Consider the following 21,509-nt stretch of genomic DNA (forward strand, 5'->3'; position numbering starts at 1 on the left):
TCAAACGACGAAGAAATGGAGATCCAGGGAGTGGCACAGTGACAGACATGCAATCCGGTGGCGGCGCGGTGTTTTTCGCTCACGGCGCGCCGACACTGGCACTTGAAGATACGGCGGCGAGCCGGTTCCTGAAGTCCTTTGCCGCCGGCCGTCCACCACCGAAGGCGATCCTCATTCTCTCTCCGCATTGGGAAACGGACGGGCTGAAGCTCTCCGCGCCGGGTCCCTTGCGCACCTATCACGACTTCCGCGGCTTTCCTCGAGCCCTTTACGAGATTTCCTATCCTGCCGTGGCCGGCGAGGCTCAGGTCGGCGAGGTCGCGCACCTGCTGAAAGCCGGGGGCCATGACTTCGAGCCGGACAACAGCTGGGGTCTGGATCACGGCGCCTGGGTGCCTCTTTCGCTCGCCTACCCGGCGGCCGATATCCCGGTGAGCGCCCTGTCGCTTCCCCGCGACAGCATTCCATCAACGCTATTCGCCCTCGGGCAGAGCCTTGCTCCCCTGAAGGACCAGGGTGTCCTGATTGTCGGTTCAGGCAGCACGACCCACAATCTCGGAGAGATCCAGCCGCATGGCTCGGCGGTGCCGGACTGGGCGACAAAATTCGATGGCTGGCTGGACGAGGGGCTGCAGTCGGGTTCGATCGACAGCATCAGCGACTTCGACTCCGGACCGGATTTCCGGCGCAACCACCCGACCGAGGAACACCTCCTGCCCCTCTTCTTCGCCTTCGGGGCGGGCGGACCGGATGCGAAACCGGACCTTCTGCACCGCAGCTACGAATACGGCACGATCAGCATGAGCTATTTCGATTTCGGAAGTTCGGTGTAGCCGTTACCGTCCTCCACCCTCATGCTGAGGAAGCGCGCAAGCGCTGTCTCGAAGCATGAGCCGCTTGTCCCGGGTTTGCCGCCCGTCCTTCAAGACAGGCCACCAACCTTCTTCAGGTCTTCAGCACCTCCGCCGCCCGGGCGATGATCCGCCGCGCAACGTCCGCCTTGGACATTTGCGGCCAGTCCTCGACGCCGCTGCGGCTGACAAGGCGGACTGTGTTGGCATCCCCGCCCATGATGCCGGTTGCCGGGCTGACGTCGTTGGCAATTATCCAGTCGGCGTTCTTGCGCTCCAGCTTGCCGCGGGCGTTGTCGACCAGATCGGTTGTTTCGGCGGCAAATCCGATCAGCAGCTTCGGCCGCAGGCTTTTGTGATGGCCGATGGTGGCCAGGATGTCCGGATTTTCCGTGAGCTCCAGCGCCGGTGGTCTGCCGCTGCCATCCTTCTTGATCTTCTGCGTGCCTTCGCTCGCCATGCGCCAGTCTGCGACGGCAGCGGCCATGATGGCGATATCCGCCGGCAGCGCGGCCTCCACCGCTTTCAGCATCTCGGTGGCCGATTCCACCTGGATCACAGCCACATTGGCCGGGGCGGGCAGAGTGACCGGTCCTGACACCAGTGTCACCCGCGCGCCGGCCGCATAAGCTGCCGCCGCCAGGGCGTGTCCCTGCTTGCCGGAAGACCGGTTGGCGATATACCGCACCGGATCGATCGGCTCGTGGGTCGGGCCGGACGTGATCAGCACATGTTTTCCGGCAAGCGGCAGACGCCCGGCTTCCAGGTCCTTGTCGCGCAGCACGTCCTGTACGGCGGCCACGATCTCCAGCGGTTCGCTCATCCGGCCGGTTCCGGCCTCGCCCTTTTCCGCCATCTCGCCTGCGGCAGGCCCGCAAAAGCGGATGCCGCGGTCTTCAAGAACCGCCAGATTGTGCCGGGTTGCCGGGTTCTGCCACATTTTCGGGTTCATGGCGGGGGCAGCCAGAACCGGCTTGTCCGTCGCAAGCAGCACCGCTGTCGCCAGATCGTCGACGATGCCATGGGCAACCTTGGCCATCAGGTTCGCCGTCGCCGGGGCAACCAGGATCAGGTCGTGATCCCGCGCCAGGCGGATATGGCCGACATCATGCTCGGCTTCCCGGTCGAACAGACCGGTGAACACCTTCTCCGCCGCCAGCGCGCCGACGGCCAGGGGGGTGATGAATTCCTGCGCGCCACCGGTCATGACCGGAATGACACGGGCGCCGCGTTCCTTCAGCCTCCGGATCAAATCGAGGGACTTGTAGGCCGCGATACCGCCGCTGATGATCAGCACGATCTGTTTGCCGCTCAGCATCTTGACCCCATACTCCCGGTGATGGCGGTTAAAGTCAGAACCCGGACCGGAAATCCCTCGGTGCCGGGGAGATCACCTGCGCGCCGCTGCCGGTGATCTGGTAGACCGCAAGGCCGCGCTGGTTGAGGCCATTGGATTGGAAGCGGAACAATCCGTCAATGCCGATGAAACCGTCACGGTTGGTCAGGATGCTCTGCTGAAAGCGCTGCTGCCCGGCGGAGCGGATCAGGCCCGCGGCGAGTGTCACACCGTCATAGACGAGACTGGCATTGCGCGGCGGCACCGATCCATAGGCGCTCTGGTAGCGCTGGGCGAACGCCTGAAAGCTCTTGTCCTCCGGACCGGCGAACCAGGCACCGGCCAGCACAGGATTGCTTTTCTCCTGCGCGGTGTCCCATTGGCCCGAACCCAGCAGCTTGACCCGGCCAAGATTGGCGTTCTGGCTGACCAGCGTCTGCACGACAAGCCCCGGAACGCCGCCGGCTGCCGGCACGAACAGGGCGTCGATGTTGTTCATTACCGGCTGCAGCGCCTGTGTCTTGGCGATCAGATCGGACGTATCGGTGCCGTTCAGCTTGTAACGCTGGATGGTGGCGATGCGGCCACCTCCCTGCCCGACTTCCTGGCGGAACGCGGCCTCCACGACAGCGCCGTAGGACCCTTCGGGAATGAGCGCGGCATAGGAGCTCTTCTGCTGGCTGTTGGCATAGCTGATCGTGCGCTTGACGTCGCTCTCCGGCAGGAAGCTCAGTAGATAGACACCCCTCGCGGCGACGGATGTGTCCGTCGAAAAGGCGATCACCGGCACGCCCGTCGCGCGCGCTGCGGTGGCGGCGCCGGAAACGGCGGGGGCGAACACGGGGCCGAGGATCAGTTCCGCGCCCTCCGAAATTGCCGCCTGCGCTGCGGCCCGGCCGCCCTCGGCGGTGCCGTTGGTGTCTTTCACCAGCAGCTGGACATCGGCGCTCGGGAAATTCTGCAGCGCCAGCGTGGCGGCATTCTTGAAAACCGTTCCGATGGAAGCGTTGCCGCCATTGCTCGACAGCGGCAGCAGCAATCCGACGCGGACACTGCCTGTGCCGATCACCTCGCCGGTGACCTGCGGCTGGGCGCCCGGCTGCACCTGGTCGCCCGGCAGCGAGCCGAGAGTTGAGCCCATGCATCCGGCAAGCAGCAATGCACTGGCGCCCGCCAGCACCGATTTCAAAACCAACCGTCTGCTCCGATGCACGTTTTTGACCCGCATTCCACTTGCCCTGTTCCGTCGTCACCCTTACCAGAAGACTTACGTATTCACTGCAGGCATGTCCAGTTTTAGCGGTGTTTCAATGCCGTATCCGCCTGATCAACAGTGGATTTGCCTTGCATCGGTTGCGCCCAGCAGGTAGCGCAAGGAAGAAATCCGTAACCCGGAGACCGGATTCGCCGGTTGCCGCAGTCGCTGTTCAGGTCGCCTTGCCGTCAGGGCTTGCGCAGGATGGCCGGAGATCCGGACCAGCGTGAAAGGACGCCCGATGGGAACCGACAGTCCCCCGCCGGCGGCGGACAAGAACCGCTACAGCCTCTCCGAACACGCCTTTTCCGCGCCCAATCTGGAGCCGGGGCTCTACATCGTCTCCACCCCGATCGGCAACCTCGGCGACATCACGGTGCGGGCGCTGGAGACACTGGCTGCCAGCAGCGTCATCGCCTGCGAAGATACAAGAGTGACCGCCACGCTGACGCGGAAATTCGGTCTCAAGACGCCGCTTCTTGCCTATCACGAGCACAATGCCGACAGGCAGCGGCCGAGGATCCTGGCGGAGCTTCAGGCCGGACGGGCCGTCGCCCTCGTTTCCGATGCGGGCACGCCGCTGGTCTCCGATCCGGGCTACCGGCTTGTCCGCGACGTGGTGGCGGAAGGTTACAACGTCATTCCCGTTCCGGGAGCCTCTGCCCCGCTCGCCGGGCTGGTCGCTTCCGGCCTGCCGAGTGACACCGTTCTCTTTGCCGGCTTCCTGCCGCAAAAAGGCGGGCCGAAAAGCAAGCGCCTGGCGGAGCTTGCCCGGGTTCCGGCAACACTGATCTTCTTTGAATCCCCCCACCGCACCGGCGCGACCCTTGCCCTGATGGCCGAAACCCTGGGCGGGGAACGCGACGCGGTGGTGGCGCGGGAGGTGACCAAGCGCTTTGAAACCTTCGAGCGCGGCACCCTTGCCGAACTGGCGGAACGCTTTGCGGACCGGCAGGTCAAGGGCGAGATCGTCATTCTGGTCGGCCCGGCGGAAGAAAAGCCGGAAGACGAAGGCGCCGATCTGGATGCGCTGCTCCTGGAAGCGCTTGAGGACATGCCGGTCAGCACGGCCGCCAAGAAGGTTGCCAAGGCAACCGGACTTGACCGCAACGAGGTTTATAAACGGGCGCTGGACCTGAAATCGGGGGACGCCTGAATGGCGCGCGGACGCGGCGGCCCGGACACCGAACAACGCCGCCGTGCCCACGCGCTCGGCCTGTCCGCCGAAACCTTCGCGGCCTGGTATCTGCGCCTGACCGGCTGGCGGATCCTCAAACGCCGCTACAAGACGAAGGCGGGCGAAATCGACCTGATCGCCAAACGCCGGAAAACCGTCGTCTTTGTCGAGGTCAAGGCCAGGAAGACCCGCCGGGCGGCGTTCGAGGCGGTGACGCCGGCAAGCCAGAAGCGTATTTCCAGAGCCGCCAGGATATTCGTTGCCGAACATCCGAAAGCCGGTTTCTTCACCCTCCGCTTCGACGTGATCGTGATTCGCCCCTGGGCCCTGCCTGAGCGGATCGAGAATGCCTTCGAGGCCTGGGAATAGACGTTCCTTTTCCACTCCGCCCTCACCTCCTGCCGAAGTCATCCCCGATCAAGTCGGCGATGACGCCGTGTATGGGAGCAGCCCCGTGTCCCACTGGACAAAGCCGACCCCGCACCGCATATCTGGACCAACCGTTCTTGTATTCCTTGGCGCAAAATCCGCGCCCCCGCCGGGAGTTGCCCCATGGCTTTGAAAGTTGCGGTCCAGATGGACCATATCTCGACCATCAACATTGCAGGCGACAGCGCCTTCGCGCTGATGTTGGAAGCACAGGCGCGGGGCCACGAGCTGTATCATTATACGCCCGACCGGCTCGCCATGCGCGGCAACGAGGTGTTCTGCACGATGGAACCGGTGAAGGTGCGCGATGAAAAAGGCAGCCACTTCACTTTCGGCGAGGAGTCGCGCTTCAACATGCGCGAGATGGACGTGGTGCTGATGCGCCAGGACCCGCCCTTCGATCTTGCCTATATCGCCGCGACGCACCTGCTCCAGAAGATCCACCCGGACACACTGGTGGTCAACGACCCGATGGAAGTCCGCAACGCGCCGGAAAAGCTGTTCGTCACCGAATTCGCCGACCTGATGCCGCCGACCCTGATTACCCGGGACAAGACGGAGATCGATCTGTTCCGCGAGGAATACGGCGACATCGTCATGAAGCCGCTTTTCGGCCACGGCGGCGCGGCGGTTTTCCGCCTCACGAGGGACGATCTCAACTACGGTTCGCTGTATGATTTCTTCGCCGCCACCTTCCGCGAGCCCTGGGTCATCCAGCAGTTCCTGCCCAATGTGAAGCATGGCGACAAGCGCATCCTGCTGGTCGACGGCGAATTCGCCGGCGCGGTCAACCGGGTGCCGGCGGCCGGCGACCTGCGCTCCAACATGGTGCGCGGCGGCGCCCCCACCGACAGCGACCTGACCGACCGCGAGCGCGACATCTGCGCCCGCCTCGGCCCTTCCTTGCGCGAAAAAGGCCTCATCCTGGTCGGCATCGACGTGATCGACGGCTGGCTCACCGAAATCAACGTCACCGCCCCCACCGGCATCCGCGCCATCCGCAAACTCGGCGGTCCGGACGTGGCGGCAATGGTGTGGGACGTGCTGGAAGCGAAGGTGAAGGGCTGAGCCGCAGAGGGCACGAGCTTCCGCGTGGACACAGCGACGTGTCAGACACAGGTGGCATTGCTCAACAAGAGCCCGTGTAGCCTTTTTACCCAAGATCATCCCCGGTCAAGCCGAGGATGACAGCCGTGGGCTGCTGCTGCAATCGGGTCAACGGTATCCGGAGGAGGCTTCCCGGTCTTCTGTGGAAGCCCGGGCGGTTACGTTCTTGATTTGGCAACGCTCCCTTGCAGCGGGTGTCACCCCGGGCGCAGCGAAGCGGAGACCCGCGGCCCACTCGCGGTGCCGCTTGCTGAAGCAAGGGCTATTGTTCATCGGCGGTCGCTACCCGCTCCGGGCTGCGCGCCGTATGTTTGTCCCCGTGGGCTGTGTGTGAAGCGGCCTTGGAGACATCCAACAGAGCCTCTGCGAACGAGTGGGCCCCGGCTCAGCGCTGCGCTTGGCCGGGGTGACAGCCGAGGGTGGTGGTACTCAGCTTCTCAGTTCACTCAACAGAGTTGATGACACCTGAGAGGAGAACAACCGCCCCTACTCAGCCGCTTCCGTCTTGATTACGCCGCGGCGGATCTGGTCTTCCTCGATGGATTCGAACAACGCGCGGAAATTGCCTTCGCCGAAGCCCTCGTCGCCTTTTCTCTGAATGAATTCAAAGAAGATCGGCCCGATGACCGTCCTGGAGAAAATCTGCAGGAGGATCTTGGTCATGCCGCCGTCGACAACGCCCTCGCCGTCGATCAGGATGCCGTGGCGTTTCATGCGCTCGATCGGTTCGTCATGGCCGATGACCCGCTCGTGGGACATCTCGTAATAAGTGTCCGGCGGACCGGGCATGAACCTCAACTCGTTCTCGGCCAGCCTGTCCGTGCTGCCGTAAATGTCGTCCGTGCCGACGGCGATATGCTGGATGCCTTCGCCGTTGTATTTCTTCAGATATTCCTCGATCTGGCTGGTGTCGTCCTTGGATTCGTTCAGCGGAATGCGGATCTTGCCGCACGGGCTGGTGATCGCCCTGCTGACGAGACCGGTGATGCGCCCGTCGATGTCGAAATAGTGGATCTGCTTGAAATTGAAGAGATCGCGGTAGAAATCCCACCACTTGTCCATGTTGCCGCGAAAGACGTTGTGGGTCAGATGGTCGAGATAATAGAAGCCGACGCCCTTCGGTTTCGGATCGACCTCGCCCAGCCAGTCGAAGTCCTTCGAATAGGCCGAGCCTTTTTCGCCATAGGTGTCGATGAAATAGAGCAACGAGCCGCCGATCCCGACAATTGCCGGGACGTCCAGGGTCTTGTCGTCGCCTTCATAGGGTGTCGCGCCCTTTGAAACGGCGTGCTCGAAAGTCTTTTGAGCGTCGACCACCCGCCAGGCCATGGCCGGTGCGCAGGGACCGTGCGTATCGACGAAATTCATCCCGTGGCTGCCTGCTTCCGCGTTCAGCACATAGGTGATGTCGCCCTGACGATAAAGTGTGATGTTCTTCGTCCTGTGCTTCGCGACCGGCTCATAGCCCATCTTTCGAAACAGCGCGTCCAGCTTTTCAGGCTCCGGATGGGCGAATTCGACGAATTCGAACCCGTCCGTGCCGGCAGGATTGTCTTCGGTGATTTTCGCAACCGGTGCGTCGTGCGGAAACGGTCCCAAGGCGAGCTCTCCTCTGTGTGTTCGAGTATTGGGACAAATATGCCGCCAAAGACGCGCAGCAGGTGTGCAAAGCACGTGAAATTGCGTAAGATGTTGCGCGAAATGTGTAAAAAACCAATGAGACATGCATGACAATTGCGTTGGACGTTTATGACGTGAAACTTCTGACTGCCCTGCAGGAAAACGCCGCGCTCACCAATGCCGAGCTCGGCGATGTGATCCGGCTCTCCGCCAGTCAGGTGTCCCGCCGTCGTCAGAAGCTTGAGGAGGCGGGGATCATCCGCCGTTACCGGGCGGCGCTCGATCCGGAGGCCCTCGGGCTGAATGTCACGGCCTATGTCGGCGTGACGCTCGGTGCGCACAGCAAGGAAAACGCCGGCAAGTTCAGGGACATGGTCAAGGCCATGCCGGAAGTCCAGGAAGCGCACACCCTGACGGGCGACGTCGACTACATGCTGAAGATCGTCGTGCCGGACCTGAAGGCCCTCAGCCGCATCATCAACGACGACCTGCTGCCCCAGGAAGCCGTCCATCACGTGCGGTCGTCAATTGCCATGGAAACGTTGAAGGACGACAACCTGCTGCCGCTTGCCCGCAGATGATCCGCGCGGCCGGTTTATGGCGATTTGTATTGTGAACTTGCGCGATTTGCAGAAAATCCCATTTGATAGGACGACAGACATTCACCCCCTTCGGGGTTATTTCAGGGAGACACTCATGTTCGACGCAAAATCCTTGCTGGATCAGTTTCTGGGCGGCCAGGCTTCAGACCAGTCCGGCGGCCGGGGCGGTTCTCAGCGCGGAGGGTCCGGAGACCTTCTCTCCCAGGGCAAGGACTTCCTGTCGTCGCAAGGCGGGGGACTGGCGCTCGGCAGTCTCGCCGGACTGATGCTCGGCACAAAGTCGGGCCGGAAAATCGGCAAGAAGGCGGTCACCTATGGCGGTCTCGCCCTGGTGGCAGGTCTCGCCTACAAGGCCTATCAGGGCCACAAGGCCAACCAGCAGAACGCGCCGCGCCCGCAATATCCGGCCGACGCGCCGATCCCGGTGGAGGACGCGCGCGGCACCGCTTTCGATCCGCGCGAACAGCCGGGCGGTGAAAACCAGGTGGCTGTGGCACTCCTGACGGCGATGATCTCCGCCGCCAAGGCGGACGGTCATATCGACCGGGAGGAACAGGACCGGATTTTCTCCAAGATCGACGAGGCCGGTCTCGACAGCGAGGCCAAGGCTTTCCTGATGGACGAACTGCGCTCGCCGCTCGACCTCGACAAGGTCGTCGCCAGTGCCACCTGCCAGGAAACGGCGGCGGAACTCTATGCCGCCTCCCGCCTCGCCATCGATCCGGATCATCCGGCCGAAAAGGCCTATCTGCAGATGCTGGCCGCCCGGCTGGAGCTGGATGCCGGATTGGTGGAAGAGATCGAATTCGCCGTGCGCGAAGCGGAAGTCGCGGAATAGGCTTTTCGAGCGGATAAATCATCCGATGCCGTCCCGGCCTTGAGCCGGGACCGCGCCGGAATCCGGTATCTCGGAGCTATGCCAACCTAAGTGTGCTTGAGGCGAAGCAGCCTCCTCACTCCGCTTCCGGCCCCACATACAGCGATGACGGCCGGATCAGCTTGCCTGTCTGTTGCTGTTCCAGAACATGGGCGCACCAGCCGGGCGTGCGCCCGACCGCGAACAGCGGGGTGAACAGGGTCCGGTCGATGCCGATCGCATCCAGAAGGACGGCTGTATAGAACTCCACATTCGTTTCCAGTGGCCGGTCCGGCTTGGCCCGTTTCAGGGCGGCCAGCGCCGCGGCTTCGATGTCTTCCGCCAGTTTTACTTTGGGATTTTCCGCTCCGATCAGCTTCAGCCCCGCCTTCAGGACATCTGCGCGCGGATCGCGCGTCCGGTAGATCCGGTGACCGAACCCCATCAGCCGTTCCTTTCGGGCAAGCGCTTCCCCGATCCAGGCTTCCGCGTTTGCCGGTTGGCCGATCGCGTCGATCATGTCCAGCACCGGACCTGGCGCGCCGCCGTGCAACGGGCCGCTCAAGGCGCCCATGGCGCCGAGAACCGCCTGCTTCAGGTCCGCCTGTGTGGAGCCGATGACCCGGGCGGTGAAGGTGGAGGCGTTCAGCCCGTGATCGAGAATGGTCACCAGATAGCGGTTCAGCGCATCCGCATGGCCTTCCGGCGGCAGCGTGCCCGTCAGCATCCGCAACAGGTCCGTGGCCGTATTCAGCGTACTGTCCGGCGCGATAGGGGACAGTCCCGACGCGATCCTGTGCGACGCCGCCAGAAACACGGGCAGGGCGCCGGTGATGGCGACCGCATCGGCCAGACCGCTTTTGAGCGGCAGGGCCGCCAGTCCGAGCTGCATGCGCTCGAAGACCGATAGCTCCTTCGGGGCATTTTCAAGCAGGGGCACGACCGCGAATGCGGCGATGCGGGCCTTTCCGAACGCCATGCGCAGAGGGGGGCCGCCGGGAAGGTCGAAATCATGCCACAGATGCTGAACCGCCGGCTCGAACGGCATTTGCCCGGCAAGATCCTCAATTGTCTTGCCGCGCAGGATCAGAACGCCGTTCTGGCCGTCTACATGGCTGAGTTTCGTACTGGCGGCGACGACGCCCTCCAGTCCGGCGGTCGGATCCGGGGTCATGCGGGCGGGATTCGGCGCTTCGGTCATGGTCATCTCCTTATTTGTTTGCGCCAGATAGGGAGAAGTATTTGCATTGATCAACGTTGATAAATACAATCAATGCATGAGCAAGCCGATCTATCTCTCTGCCCGCGAAGCCGCCGCCGAACTCGGCGTTCAGCCGGCGACCCTTTACGCCTATGTCAGCCGCGGGCTGATTTCGTCCGTGGCCGGACCTGGCAAACAGCGCCGCTACGATGCGGCGGATGTCCGCCGTCTGAAGGGCCGCAAGGCGGAAGACCAGGCCGGCTTGAGGCCCTTGACGGGCGATCCGGTTCTGGAGACCGAACTGACGCTTATTTCCGAAGACGGGCCGGTCTACCGGGGACGCCGCGCGACGGATCTTGCGGAAAACTCGTCGCTGGAAACGGTGGCGACCCTGCTCTGGGGATCGGAGGAGGATCCTTTCGCGGAAAGCGCGCCTCAAAAAGCGCCTGACCTGCCGGAGGGACTTGGCCCGCTGGACCGGCTGATGATGGCGCTTGCCGCCTGGCCTCTGCAGGACAGGGCCGCCTTCACCCATGCCCCGAAACTTCTGCAGATCAAGGGCGCCGCGCTTCTGCGCTACGGAACCGCCGCGCTCCTGAATAGGAAGCCGGTGGCGGTTCCGATCCATACGCAATTCGCCGAGGCTTTTGGCGTTTCCACCGCCGGCAGGAGCGCGATCCGCGCCGCTCTGGTGCTGTGCGCCGATCATGAACTCAACACCAGCGCCTTTGCGGTGCGCTGCGCGGCGTCCACCCGCGCGCCGCTGCATGCGGCCCTGCTCTCCGGTCTCGGCGCCTTTGCCGGCCCGCGCCACGGTGCGGCGTCCGACCGGGTGACCGCCTGGCTCGCGGATCTGACGCCGGCAACCGATATCGAGGCAATTTTGTCGGACAGGCTCGGCCGGGGCGAAAGCCTGCCCGGTTTCGGCCACTCCGTGTACCGGGAACGCGATCCGCGCGCCGACTGCCTGCTGGAGATGCTGATCCGTAACGAACGAAACCACCCGTTCGTCGAGCGCCTGCCGCTGCTGATCGGTGTCGCCGACGATCTTTACGGCCGCGCGCCCAACATCGATTTCGCTCTGGCGGCGGTGCAGAAAACCTACGAGCTGCCAAAGGATGCCGGAAAGATCATCTTCTGCGCGGCGCGGATGACCGGCTGGATCGCCCACGCACTCGAACAATATTCCTCCCCCGAGCAGATCCGGCCCCGAGCCGCCTATGTGGGCGAGCGATAAATCCTGAGGCAAACGCCTTGCCGGAGGGGAGATTGATTTTGTGTCCTCGGCAGATTTAACGTGTCTGGCAGGGATTCGGATCGGGGGACTGGCGGGTGGCGGAGATTTTCACACATGTTGTCAATGTCATGCTGCCTGTACTGCTGTGCGTGCTGGTCGGTTACGGGCTGGCGGTCGCCAAGGCGCCCTTCGACCAGAAAATGCTCGGCAGTCTTGTGTCCTATGTCGGTTATCCGGCTCTGATCCTGTTTCATCTCGCCAAGCAGCACATCCAACTCGACACCTTTCTGACAGTGCTGGCCGCCGCCGCGGGATCGATCGTCATAGGCGCGGTTCTGGGGTTTTTCGTCCTCAAACTCCTGCGCATTTCGGTGAAAGCCTACCTGTCGCCGATGATGCTCTCCAACGTCGGCAACATCGGGCTTCCGGTCGCGACGCTTGCATTCGGACCGGAGGGAGCCGCCGTTGCCATCGGGTTCGTCATCGTTGTGCTGGTGGCGATTTTCACGATCGGCATCGCCTTGCCGATGGGCCGCCCGGACTTTTCCACTCTTGCCCGGCAACCGGTCATCTACGCGGCCTTCGGTTCCATCGCGCTCATGGCCAGCGGCTGGAAAATACCCGGGCCCATCGATCAGAGCCTTGAAATTCTCGCCGGCCTTGCCATTCCCATCATGCTGCTGACCCTCGGTTTCAGTCTCGCGACTTTGAAACTCGGCGGCCTGACACGGGCGGTCCTGCTGTCCGTCATTCACATCGCCATGTCGGCTTTCACGGCATTCGTTCTGACCTGGGTTTTAAACCTCGATGGCAAAATAGAGAGCGTCGTCATCGTGCTCTGCTTCATGCCGCCGTCGGTCGCGACCTATCTGGCGATTTCCCAGTATCAACAGGAAGAGGCGCCGGGCGTGGCCGGGTTCATTTTCGTTTCGACAATTCTGACGCTCGTGACGCTCCCCGTTGTGCTGACCTATTGGACGACGGGGTAAATCATTTACGGCCTGGATTTCAGGAAGGATTCGAAATCGACCGCGTCGTTCATGCGGTCGAAACTTCCGAATGCTCCGCCATCCTTGATGTCCACGGCCGCTTCGGTAAAGGCTCTGTAGGCAACCCGGGCGAGACCGGAGCCGATGGAAACGCGGGTGACGCCCATGTCGCCCAGTTCCTTTCGGGTCAGATGAAAATTCCGGCGGCCGGCCAGGATGTTGAGAGGGGCTTCCACGGATTTCAAGATGGCGGCGATCTGGTTCTTTTCCTTTACTTCCGGGGCGTAAACGCAGTCGGCGCCGGCCTCCACGAAGGCGTTGAGCCGCTTGATGGTCTCCGCCAGTTCATACTCGGTCTGCACCGGCCCCTCGCTGCGGGCCGTCAGCACGAAATCCGGGGCCAGCCTGTTTTTCATCTCGACTGCCTCCCTGATCCGCTCCACGGCCAGGTCCAGGGAATAATGGGGATGAACGGGATCGGTGGTGTAGTCCTCGATCGAGCATCCCGCCAGGCCGACCTCGATGGCGCCCTTGACCGTTTCCGCCACCTCTTCCGGGCTGTCGCCAAAACCGTTCTCCAGGTCGCCGTTCACCGGCAGGCTGGTTGCGGCGATGATGTCCGCGGCATGGGAGAGCGCGGCGTCCCGGCTGATCAGGCCCTCCGCGTCCCTGACCCCTTGCGTCCAGGCATAACCCGCGCTGGAAGTCGCGATCGCATCGAACCGCATTCCATCCAGGATGCGCGCCGAGCCGATGTCGAAGGGATTGGGCATCAGGAAAGCCCGGCCTTTTTCATGCAAGGCCCTGAAAGCTGCACGGCGGTTGGCGGCGGTCGGCATGGCGCGGTTCTCCCATAAGTGGTTTGCAAGGATAATATATATCTAAAGTTTAAATCGGCCCATGGAATTCATGTCCGGCGACAATCCCCGAGGACGGCCGCTTCCGGAAGAACCAGTTTATCGGGAAACATGGCGCCAGTTGGGGGATGGCGCGCGCAAAGCCGGAATTTGCCGGAATCCCCGCGGAAAGTTGCCCGCAAACTCCCGCAGGGCGGTCTTGTTGACAGGCCTTTACCGGCCCGCCCGAGTGACTTTCGCGGCAAAGCACCCGCGGCGGGCGTAATGAAGGTGGATGTAGTCCGCATCCGGGTTGGCGAAAAATCTCGAGATCAGATCCGCGGCGTTCTTTCCCTCGACGACTTCGGCATCGATGATTTCATGCCGGGCGTTGAAGGCCCGCACGGACAGGAGACGGCTGGAAATGGAGTGCGGGACCGACCCCGGCTCCGGACGGCTTTCCTTCGCGCCCTGCCTGACAAAGATGGCGTGGCTGGCGCGGTAGGGCGTCTCGTTCGGCTGGTGCTCGAAATTGAGCAGGAACACCCGTTCGCCCGCTTCGGCATCGGCCAGTGACACACGGCAGGGAAATGCGCCGTCCGAGATCTGGATCTGGATATTCCGCTCTGCGAGTTCGCTCTCCGGCAGGACGTCCAGATAGGAAAAATCGGCTGCGGGAAGCGGGTGGATCTGAAACATGGTCCAGGGTCTCCTCAAGTGATTTGAAGCGACCCTGGACCCGTGCGCTTTGGGAAACGACCCGATTTGCGAGCGTGGCGGGAATCTCGCGTAAGAGCCTCTTAGACCCGTTCCTGCTGACGGTGCCAGCTGACCAGCAGAATCATGCCCATGATCACCAGATAGGGCAGATAGAAGCGGGTTTCGTAATGCGGAAACACCAGGTATTTGGCGCAGATCGAGGCAAACACCGCATAGAGCAGGACCCTGGCCCGATCGTTCAGTTTCGCCGGTGCAATACACTTGGCGAAAAACAGCACTTCCGCGAACAGAAGCGCGAGCCAGGTCTGGCTCATCAGCGATCTGACCGTGGAACGCACCAGCATCAGCAGATATCCGGAAACGGAAAATGGCGGGTCGAATCCTTCAAGGGTCGGCACGTATTCCACATGGGTGAACCACATGTGGATCCACCAGCCGGGGTGGTCCGCGCCACCGGTCAGCCAGAGATAGGCGGCGAAACTCGCGGCAAAGCAGGCCGTCATGCTCCATCGCCCGGGCCCGTAGATCGCGGCGAAAACGAAAAAGACGCCGATAAACGCCAGATGATCCGGGCGCACGAGAAAGGCGGCGAACAGGCTGACCGCCGCCGGTAAATCCAGCCGTTCGAGATAGAGATAGGCCGCCAGCACCAGGAAAAAGGTGGCGTAGAGGTCCGGCGAAAGCAATTGCGCCGCATCCCCGAAGGCCGACATGACCAGCAGGGCCGCGGCGACGGGCCCGTACATCAGCGTTCCGGTCCGCGCCATCCAGACAAGCAGAATGGCTCCGACAGCGACAGCCGAGGCGAGCGAAATCATCCGCAATGCCTTTACCGGATCCATGAAATCGGAAAGCAGGCGCGCGGTTTCCACATAGAGGATCTTGATCCGGTAAAAGCCGAGCATGGTCGTGAAAGCGGCCGGGTCTTCCGCCTGGCGGATACGGTAGGCGCGATCCTGTGTCAGGGTCAGATATTCCCCTTCGGAGACATTGTCCTTCACGAAGGCATAGCTCTGCCTGTGCAGCTCGACCGGATCGTTTATCTCGGGTTCGAGGACCGTCGCCGTATAGGCGAACATGTCCCAGTTGGAGAGCGGGAAGACGTGAACGACCGCCGCCGTCATGGCGATGAACACGCAGAAGATGCCCGCCCCGATCCAGGAACGCAGCGGTCTGTAGAGCTGGCAGAGGGTCCCGTAGACGAAGAGAAACATTGCCTCCAGGCTGCGCTGGGCAAGATTGGGCACTGGCTGGAACTCCCCGATTGATTGTCCCGGGTTGTCGCATTTCATTGTAAGAATTTCGTAAACACTCGCGGTGCGGCCGGTGGCCGCTGGCGGGCGCGGTCTATTGAAGAGATGGGCGGGCCGGCGTAGTTACGGTATCTGGATGCAATGCAATACCGAGGGTTTGATGTTTCAGCGCCTGATCATAGTCTTGTGCCTGCTCACGGCAGCTATCCTGCCGGCCGCCGCCGAACGGCCGCTGACCGTGTTTGCCGCTGCCAGCATGCGGGAAGCGATGGAAGGCATCGGGGGTGCGTTCGAGGAGCAAACCGGCACGGAAGTCGTTTTTTCCTTCGCCGGCACGGGAACCCTGGCCCGGCAGGTGGAGGCCGGAGCGCCCGCGGACCTGTTTGTCTCCGCCGATGCCGCATGGATGGACTATGTTCGCAATCACGATGCCGTCAGGGCGGACGCCATTTTCGAGTTCGCCTCCAACGCGCTGGTTCTGGTCGGCCCCGAAAACAGTCCAGCCATTGAGCTGACGCCGGACAGCCTGCATGCGGCGCTGAAGGGCGAACGATTGGCCATAGCCGACCCAGAGACAGTTCCCGCCGGGCGCTACGGCAAGGCGGCGCTGGAAAACCTCGGCCTCTGGTCCACCGTTTCAGCACAGCTCGCACCGATGGAAAATGTCAGGATCGCGCTTGCCTCGGTCGCCCGCGGAGACACACCGCTCGCACTGGTCTACCGGACAGACGCCCTGGTCGAACCTGCGGTTGCCGTGGTGGCGGACCTGCCACGGGAGAGCCACCCGCCGATCCGCTATCTTGCGGCGCTGACCAGCGTTCAGTCGCATCCCGCCGCACCCGCCTTCCTGAAGTTCCTGGCCGCGCCGCGCGCACGGGAAATCTTGCACTCGCTGGGGTTTCTGACCGATAAGGTGGATTAAAGCATTCTGCCTTCGCAAGAGATCACTTGAAAGCGGGATGCCCTGAGCGGCCGGGTTCCGGCCGGTCTGAAACCCGGCAGATTGAGCGCACGTGGACTTTTTTCATCTTCAACCCGCCGAATGGCAGGCCCTGGTCCTCACCCTGAAAGTGGCCGCCGCGGCCCTGTTCGTGGCGCTGCCGCTTGCCGTTCTGGTCGCCTATCTGCTCGCTCGCTACCGGTTTCCGGGACACGGTATCGTCAATGCGCTCGTGCATATGCCGCTCGTCCTGCCGCCGGTCGTAACCGGATACCTGCTGCTTCTGGCCTTCGGCCGCAAGGGACCCGTGGGTGCGTTTCTCTCCGAAACCTTCGGCATCAGCTTCGCGTTCAACTGGACCGGCGCGGCACTCGCGGCCGGGGTCATGGCCTTTCCCCTGATGGTCCGCCCGATCCGCATTTCCTTCGAGGCGGTCGATCCAAAGCTGGAGGCGGCGGCCAAATCCCTCGGCGCCCATCGGGCGGTCGCCTTCCTCACGGTGACGCTGCCACTCGCCGTGCCGGGAATTCTCGGCGGCGCGATCCTCGGGTTTGCCAAGGCGATGGGCGAGTTCGGCGCGACGATTACTTTTGTCTCAAATATTCCCGGCGAAACCCGCACTCTGGCGCTCGCGCTCTATACCGCGACGCAGACACCGAGCGGCGATCTGGCCGCTTTCCGCCTGACGCTGATCGCCGCCGTCGTGGCGTTCGCCGCGTTGATCGCCTCCGAAGTTTTCGCCCGCCGCCTGCGCGGGAGAATTGGCGGCGGCCATGATTGACGTCGACATCAGGGGCCATGTCGGCCGGTTGGAAATAGTGGCCCATTTTGAGGGGCGCGGCGGCGTCACCTCGCTGTTCGGACCGTCCGGTGCCGGAAAGACCACCGTGACCAACATGATCGCCGGTCTGGCGACGCCCTCCTCGGGACGCATTTCGGTCAACGGCACGGTCCTGTTCGACGCGGACAAGGGCATCAATCTGCCGGTTCAGGCAAGGCGCATCGGTCATGTCTTTCAGGATGCGCGGCTGTTTCCGCATTTGAGCGTCCGCGCCAACCTCACCTATGCGCGCTGGGCGGGCCGCAGATCCGGGACGCGGGATTTCGGCGAAGTCATCGATCTGCTCGGGCTGAAAGACCTGCTCGGCCGCAAGCCCGAGACGCTTTCCGGCGGTGAAAGACAGCGGGTTGCCATCGGCCGGGCTCTGCTTTCCGGCCCGCGGCTGCTGATCATGGACGAACCTCTGGCCAATCTCGATCACGCCCGCCGCAACGATATCCTGCCGTATCTCGACCGGCTCTGCGTCGAAGCGGGCATTCCGATCATCTATGTCAGCCATTCCATCGAGGAAGTGACCCGCCTCTCCAATACGCTGGTGCTCCTGTCGGAGGGCAGAACGCAGGCTTTCGGCCCGGTTGCCGCGATGCTGGCCCGCGAAGATCTGGTCCGCGTGACCGGCCGACGCGAGGCGAGCGCGCTTCTGAGCGGCACCGTCACCCGGATCGACACCGCATGGGATCTCGTCCATGTCGATATCGGTGGGCCGGTGCTGCAGATACCCGGATTGGCGGCCGAACCGGGCGACACCGTCCGCCTGCGCATCCTCGCCCGCGACGTCGCGCTTGCGTCCGTCCCGCCGGAAGGTCTGTCCATCCGCAACGCTCTTGCGGCGACGATCGAGAGCATTACCGGGGAGCCGGGTCCTTACGCGGAAATCCTGTGTTCTCTGGCCGGCCAGACGATCCGTGCCCGCATCACCCGGGCCTCGGTTTCGGATCTGGGACTGAAACCCGGCATGGCCGTGACCGCGCTGATCAAGAGCGTCGCGATCGACCGGGGGCAGAGCACCCTCGCGCCACCGGCATCCGGGGAGACCTGAATTGCTGGCAAAGAGGCAGCTGCCCTATACTGGCGCCATGACACGCGGATCCCGTCGCCGGGCATGGCGCAATCTGAAACTGGGCATCGCGGTGGCCATGGTTGCGGCGAGCCTGGCGATCCTGTGGCTGACCGGACTGGCCAGCCTGCGCCTCACCCTGGCCGAGGTTCAGACCCGTGCGGAAGCCAACCTTGCGGTTCAGGCGGCGGTGCTGGAACGGCTTCTGGACAAGTTCCGGCTGCTGTCGCCGCTATTGGCGCGCGGACCCGAAACGGGCCGTCTGGTGTCCGGCCTCGACATTGCTTTGGACCGGACCATCACCTCCGTCGCGGCCGGGATGTCCGGCGCGGAAGAGGTCTGGCTGATGGATCCGCTTGGCCGCGTCATCGTCACAAGCCAGCACGGCGTCCCTTTCGGAGCGATCGGCGGCGGCGCCGCCATTTCCGAAGCCTTCGAGCAGGCAAGGCAGGGCCAGCTCGGGCGGCAACTCATTCCCGGAAACCCGCAGTCGGCCGCCAGCTATGTGTTCGCGTCGCCGCTGCGCAACGGCGAGAGCCTCATCGGCATCCTGGCCGTGCGCGTCAGCCTGGAGGATGTCGAACAGGCCTGGGCGCTCAGCAAGGATCCGATCCTTGCGCTGGACGGTGATGACCGCGTCGTGGTGACCAATGTGCCGGGATGGCGCGGGAAGTTCGTCTCCGATCTGGATTTCGGCCGGGACATCGCCCGCTTGTCCGGTCTCTCCCGGCTCAGCCTGATGTTGCCTTCCTCCGGCGGGGCGAACAACCACATGCAGTTGACCGCGGCCCTCCCCGTTCTCGGCTGGACCGTCAAGACGCTGGTGAGTGTCGATGAGGCGCGCCAGCAATCCGCCTGGGCGATGGTGGCCGCGCTCCTCGGCTGTGTGATTGCCGCCGGCGGTCTGTGGATCATACTGCTGCGGCGGGAGGAATTCAGTCGGCAGATCCGCCGCGACAGGGCCGCTGCCCTGCGCCTGGAACGGCGGGTCCGCAGCCGGACGGCCGAGTTGCGCAAGGCCAATGAACTTCTGGAAGAGGAAGTGCGCGAGCGCGAGCAGGCCGAAACCAGCCTGCGTCTGGCTCAGGCCGAACTGGTGCAGGCGGCGAAGCTCGCCACGCTGGGGCGGATGTCGGCGGCTCTCAGCCACGAATACAACCAGCCTCTGGCGGCCATACGCTCGGACGCGGAAGTCGCCGAAATGCTGATCGAGCGCGGCCGCGCCGAAGAAGCCAAGGCCAATCTCACCCGGATCGGCGGAATGGTCGCCCGCATGGCGGAGATCGCCAAGACCCTGAAAGGCTTCACCCGCAAATCCGGGACCGACATCCGACCCGTCTCCATGCGCAAGGTGATCGACGAGACGCTGCTGCTGCTCCAGCCACAGATCAAGCAGAGCGCGGTCGAGGTGATCGCCGAGTTGCCCGGGACAGACATCATCGTGAAGGGCGGGCAGATCCGGCTGGAGCAGGTGATGATCAATCTGCTCTCCAACGCGCTGGACGCGGTTGGCGGCAGGGAGCGCCCTCAGGTCGCTTTGATGCTTCGCCGGGAGGGGAAGGATGCCGTGCTGCGGATCCGGGATAACGGGTCAGGAATCGATGAGGAGGTCATGCCGCAGATCTTCGATCCGTTTTTCACCACCAAGGATGTCGGCGCGGGACTTGGGCTCGGCCTGTCGATTGCCTATAAGATCGTCCATGACTTTTCCGGGTCGCTGCAGGCGGCGAACCGGGACGGCGGCGGTGCTGAATTCACCATGCGGCTGCCGATCGCGGACAAACAGATGCTGGCGGCGGAATAAGGCACATCCAGATGGACCAGGCGACCGTGCTTTTGGTTGACGATGAAGCGGACCTGCGCGGGTCGCTTTCCCAGGGGTTGGAGCTATCCGGCCAGAAGGTCTTCGCCACCGGCACGCCGGAAGCGGCGCTGGAACGTATCAACCGGGGTTTTTACGGCGTTCTGGTGACGGACATCCGCATGCCCGGCACGGACGGCTTTCTGGTCATGAAGCGTGCCTTTGAAATCGATCCGGCCCTTCCTGTCGTTCTCATCACCGGCCACGGCGACGTGCCGCTGGCGGTCGAGGCCATGCGCGCCGGCGCATATGATTTCATGGAAAAGCCGTTTTCCGTGTCCCGGCTCGCCTCCGTGGTCGAGCGTGCGCTGGACAAGCGCCGGCTGGTTCTGGAAAACCGCAAGCTGCGCGAGGAACTGGCCGACAGGACGGGGCTGGAAAGCAGACTGGTGGGGCGGACGCCGGCCATGGATCTGCTGCGCCGCAATGTCATGGCGCTGGCCTCCACCGATGCCGACATCCTTATCCTGGGCGAAACCGGATCCGGCAAGGAAGTCGTCGCCCGGGCGCTGCACGACGAAGGTCCGCGCCGCAAAAGGCCGTTCGTTGCGCTGAACTGCGGTGCGCTTCCTGCGGAAATCATCGAATCCGAACTCTTCGGTCACGAGAAAGGCGCCTTTACCGGCGCCAGCGGCCAGCGGATCGGCAAGCTCGAGCATGCCCATGGCGGCACGGTGTTTCTCGATGAGATCGAATCCATGCCGCTGGAGCTGCAGGTCAAGCTTCTCAGGGTGATCGAAACCCGGACGATCGAGCGGCTCGGTTCCAACCGGCCAATCGAACTGGATGTCCGTTTCATCGCGGCAACCAAGGAGGATCTGGAAGCCGCCGGCAAGGAGGGCCGCTTCCGACTCGATCTCTTCTACCGTCTCAACGTGGTGAATGTCGAAATTCCGCCGCTGCGTGAGCGCCTGGAGGATATACCTCTGCTGTTCCGCCATCTGGCCGTGGAGGCCCGCGCCCGCTACCGGCGCGAGATTCCCGATATCGGCGAGGGGTTCCTGGCCGGACTGATGACACGCGACTGGCCTGGCAATGTCCGGGAATTGCGCAATATCGCCGACCGTTTCGTGCTGGGTCTGGAGCCGGCCGGCGCGCCGCCTACGGCCGGCGGTTCGTCCCTCTTCGACCAGGTCGCCTCCTATGAGCGGGCGCTCATTGCCGCCGAGCTGAAGCGCAACGACGGCGCCATCAAACCGACCTATGAACATCTAGGTATCTCCCGCAAGGCTCTTTACGAAAAGATGCGCAAATACGGGCTCGGCAAGGAAGAAGCGGCCCTCGGTTAGATTCTGACTGGGTCCATGAACCTTGAGCCCCATGTCACAAACAGCGCTCTTC

At 63.2% G+C, this 21,509-nt stretch carries 20 protein-coding genes; 13 read left to right on the forward strand and 7 right to left on the reverse strand.

The window, feature by feature from the left end; translation table 11 throughout:
- Positions 1 to 47: 47 nt before the first annotated feature.
- On the forward strand, positions 48 to 833 hold the full coding sequence (locus tag CLV41_RS08950) for a dioxygenase family protein (protein ID WP_103221955.1): 786 nt from the start codon (positions 48 to 50) through the stop codon (positions 831 to 833).
- Between the two features lie 112 nt (positions 834 to 945).
- Here the strand turns inward: CLV41_RS08950 and coaBC are convergent, their stop codons facing one another.
- Positions 946 to 2,169, reverse strand: coding sequence for a bifunctional phosphopantothenoylcysteine decarboxylase/phosphopantothenate--cysteine ligase CoaBC (gene coaBC / locus CLV41_RS08955; protein WP_103221956.1), 1,224 nt, complete (start codon positions 2,167 to 2,169; stop codon positions 946 to 948).
- Between the two features lie 34 nt (positions 2,170 to 2,203).
- Complete coding sequence (locus tag CLV41_RS08960) at positions 2,204 to 3,415, reverse strand: penicillin-binding protein activator (protein WP_103221957.1); 1,212 nt, start codon at positions 3,413 to 3,415, stop codon at positions 2,204 to 2,206.
- Positions 3,416 to 3,683: 268 nt separating this feature from the next.
- Here CLV41_RS08960 and rsmI point away from each other — a divergent pair, with 268 nt between their 5' ends.
- The 3 genes from rsmI to gshB all read left to right on the forward strand — a co-directional run bounded on the left by rsmI (position 3,684) and on the right by gshB (position 6,116).
- The gene (rsmI, locus tag CLV41_RS08965; RefSeq protein ID WP_103221958.1) at positions 3,684 to 4,598 is read left to right on the forward strand and encodes a 16S rRNA (cytidine(1402)-2'-O)-methyltransferase; all 915 of its coding nucleotides are present in this window, start codon (positions 3,684 to 3,686) and stop codon (positions 4,596 to 4,598) included.
- The gene (locus CLV41_RS08970) at positions 4,599 to 4,988 is read left to right on the forward strand and encodes a YraN family protein (protein ID WP_103221959.1); all 390 of its coding nucleotides are present in this window, start codon (positions 4,599 to 4,601) and stop codon (positions 4,986 to 4,988) included.
- A gap of 183 nt (positions 4,989 to 5,171) precedes the next feature.
- A complete protein-coding gene (gene gshB, locus CLV41_RS08975; protein WP_103221960.1) occupies positions 5,172 to 6,116 on the forward strand; it encodes a glutathione synthase in 945 nt (314 codons plus the stop codon).
- 525 nt (positions 6,117 to 6,641) lie between these two features.
- Here the strand turns inward: gshB and hppD are convergent.
- A complete protein-coding gene (gene hppD, locus CLV41_RS08980; protein ID WP_103221961.1) occupies positions 6,642 to 7,754 on the reverse strand; it encodes a 4-hydroxyphenylpyruvate dioxygenase in 1,113 nt (370 codons plus the stop codon).
- 128 nt (positions 7,755 to 7,882) lie between these two features.
- Between hppD and CLV41_RS08985 the strand changes: the two genes are divergently transcribed.
- A complete protein-coding gene (locus CLV41_RS08985) occupies positions 7,883 to 8,356 on the forward strand; it encodes an Lrp/AsnC family transcriptional regulator (protein ID WP_068408625.1) in 474 nt (157 codons plus the stop codon).
- 115 nt (positions 8,357 to 8,471) lie between these two features.
- Positions 8,472 to 9,215, forward strand: a complete 744-nt coding sequence (locus CLV41_RS08990) for a tellurite resistance TerB family protein (RefSeq protein WP_103221962.1) — start codon at positions 8,472 to 8,474, stop codon at positions 9,213 to 9,215.
- A gap of 115 nt (positions 9,216 to 9,330) precedes the next feature.
- On the opposite strand, the gene CLV41_RS08995 is transcribed toward CLV41_RS08990, so the two are convergent.
- Positions 9,331 to 10,434 carry a citrate synthase/methylcitrate synthase gene (locus CLV41_RS08995; RefSeq protein ID WP_170107152.1) on the reverse strand — a complete coding sequence of 368 codons (1,104 nt, stop codon included), beginning with the start codon at positions 10,432 to 10,434 and terminating at the stop codon, positions 9,331 to 9,333.
- A gap of 46 nt (positions 10,435 to 10,480) precedes the next feature.
- Here CLV41_RS08995 and CLV41_RS09000 point away from each other — a divergent pair, with 46 nt between their 5' ends.
- Together CLV41_RS09000 and CLV41_RS09005 are read left to right on the forward strand one after the other, a co-directional pair.
- Positions 10,481 to 11,671: a citrate/2-methylcitrate synthase gene (locus tag CLV41_RS09000; protein ID WP_208987387.1), complete on the forward strand. Its 1,191-nt coding sequence runs from the start codon at positions 10,481 to 10,483 to the stop codon at positions 11,669 to 11,671.
- Positions 11,672 to 11,766: 95 nt separating this feature from the next.
- Positions 11,767 to 12,660, forward strand: coding sequence for an AEC family transporter (locus CLV41_RS09005; RefSeq protein ID WP_208987388.1), 894 nt, complete (start codon positions 11,767 to 11,769; stop codon positions 12,658 to 12,660).
- A gap of 5 nt (positions 12,661 to 12,665) precedes the next feature.
- Here CLV41_RS09005 and CLV41_RS09010 read toward each other — a convergent pair whose 3' ends face one another.
- From CLV41_RS09010 to CLV41_RS09020, 3 genes are all read right to left on the reverse strand, one after another.
- The gene (locus tag CLV41_RS09010) at positions 12,666 to 13,499 is read right to left on the reverse strand and encodes an isocitrate lyase/PEP mutase family protein (RefSeq protein WP_103221965.1); all 834 of its coding nucleotides are present in this window, start codon (positions 13,497 to 13,499) and stop codon (positions 12,666 to 12,668) included.
- Between the two features lie 231 nt (positions 13,500 to 13,730).
- The gene (locus CLV41_RS09015; protein WP_103221966.1) at positions 13,731 to 14,195 is read right to left on the reverse strand and encodes a DUF1203 domain-containing protein; all 465 of its coding nucleotides are present in this window, start codon (positions 14,193 to 14,195) and stop codon (positions 13,731 to 13,733) included.
- A 101-nt stretch (positions 14,196 to 14,296) separates the two neighbouring features.
- Positions 14,297 to 15,463, reverse strand: coding sequence for a hypothetical protein (locus CLV41_RS09020; protein WP_103221967.1), 1,167 nt, complete (start codon positions 15,461 to 15,463; stop codon positions 14,297 to 14,299).
- A 166-nt stretch (positions 15,464 to 15,629) separates the two neighbouring features.
- On the opposite strand from CLV41_RS09020, the gene modA reads away from it, so the two are divergent.
- The 5 genes from modA to CLV41_RS09045 all read left to right on the forward strand — a co-directional run bounded on the left by modA (position 15,630) and on the right by CLV41_RS09045 (position 21,457).
- Entirely contained in the window at positions 15,630 to 16,391 is a 762-nt protein-coding gene (gene modA, locus CLV41_RS09025; RefSeq protein WP_103222039.1) for a molybdate ABC transporter substrate-binding protein, read from the forward strand.
- Positions 16,392 to 16,482: 91 nt separating this feature from the next.
- Positions 16,483 to 17,190, forward strand: coding sequence for a molybdate ABC transporter permease subunit (gene modB, locus CLV41_RS09030; protein ID WP_103221968.1), 708 nt, complete (start codon positions 16,483 to 16,485; stop codon positions 17,188 to 17,190).
- The gene (gene modC / locus CLV41_RS09035) at positions 17,183 to 18,289 is read left to right on the forward strand and encodes a molybdenum ABC transporter ATP-binding protein (protein ID WP_103221969.1); all 1,107 of its coding nucleotides are present in this window, start codon (positions 17,183 to 17,185) and stop codon (positions 18,287 to 18,289) included. Before modB ends, modC begins: the two co-directional genes overlap by 8 nt.
- Position 18,290: 1 nt before the next feature.
- Entirely contained in the window at positions 18,291 to 20,111 is a 1,821-nt protein-coding gene (locus CLV41_RS09040; protein ID WP_208987389.1) for a sensor histidine kinase, read from the forward strand.
- 11 nt (positions 20,112 to 20,122) lie between these two features.
- On the forward strand, positions 20,123 to 21,457 hold the full coding sequence (locus tag CLV41_RS09045) for a sigma-54-dependent transcriptional regulator (RefSeq protein WP_103221970.1): 1,335 nt from the start codon (positions 20,123 to 20,125) through the stop codon (positions 21,455 to 21,457).
- Positions 21,458 to 21,509 lie beyond the last annotated feature (52 nt).

The organism is Roseibium marinum, from assembly GCF_002906165.1.
Classification (GTDB): domain Bacteria; phylum Pseudomonadota; class Alphaproteobacteria; order Rhizobiales; family Stappiaceae; genus Roseibium; species Roseibium marinum.

Coding starts and splice junctions, on each gene's coding strand:
- gshB (WP_103221960.1), top strand. CDS start 5,172: ATGGCTTTGAAAGTTGCGGTCCAGATGGACCATATCTCGACCATCAAC.
- modA (WP_103222039.1), top strand. CDS start 15,630: ATGTTTCAGCGCCTGATCATAGTCTTGTGCCTGCTCACGGCAGCTATC.
- CLV41_RS08950 (WP_103221955.1), top strand. CDS start 48: ATGCAATCCGGTGGCGGCGCGGTGTTTTTCGCTCACGGCGCGCCGACA.
- CLV41_RS09010 (WP_103221965.1), bottom strand. CDS start 13,499: ATGCCGACCGCCGCCAACCGCCGTGCAGCTTTCAGGGCCTTGCATGAA.
- CLV41_RS08985 (WP_068408625.1), top strand. CDS start 7,883: ATGACAATTGCGTTGGACGTTTATGACGTGAAACTTCTGACTGCCCTG.
- CLV41_RS08990 (WP_103221962.1), top strand. CDS start 8,472: ATGTTCGACGCAAAATCCTTGCTGGATCAGTTTCTGGGCGGCCAGGCT.
- modC (WP_103221969.1), top strand. CDS start 17,183: ATGATTGACGTCGACATCAGGGGCCATGTCGGCCGGTTGGAAATAGTG.
- CLV41_RS08995 (WP_170107152.1), bottom strand. CDS start 10,434: ATGACCGAAGCGCCGAATCCCGCCCGCATGACCCCGGATCCGACCGCC.
- CLV41_RS08970 (WP_103221959.1), top strand. CDS start 4,599: ATGGCGCGCGGACGCGGCGGCCCGGACACCGAACAACGCCGCCGTGCC.
- CLV41_RS08960 (WP_103221957.1), bottom strand. CDS start 3,415: ATGCGGGTCAAAAACGTGCATCGGAGCAGACGGTTGGTTTTGAAATCG.
- coaBC (WP_103221956.1), bottom strand. CDS start 2,169: ATGCTGAGCGGCAAACAGATCGTGCTGATCATCAGCGGCGGTATCGCG.
- CLV41_RS09045 (WP_103221970.1), top strand. CDS start 20,123: ATGGACCAGGCGACCGTGCTTTTGGTTGACGATGAAGCGGACCTGCGC.
- CLV41_RS09015 (WP_103221966.1), bottom strand. CDS start 14,195: ATGTTTCAGATCCACCCGCTTCCCGCAGCCGATTTTTCCTATCTGGAC.
- rsmI (WP_103221958.1), top strand. CDS start 3,684: ATGGGAACCGACAGTCCCCCGCCGGCGGCGGACAAGAACCGCTACAGC.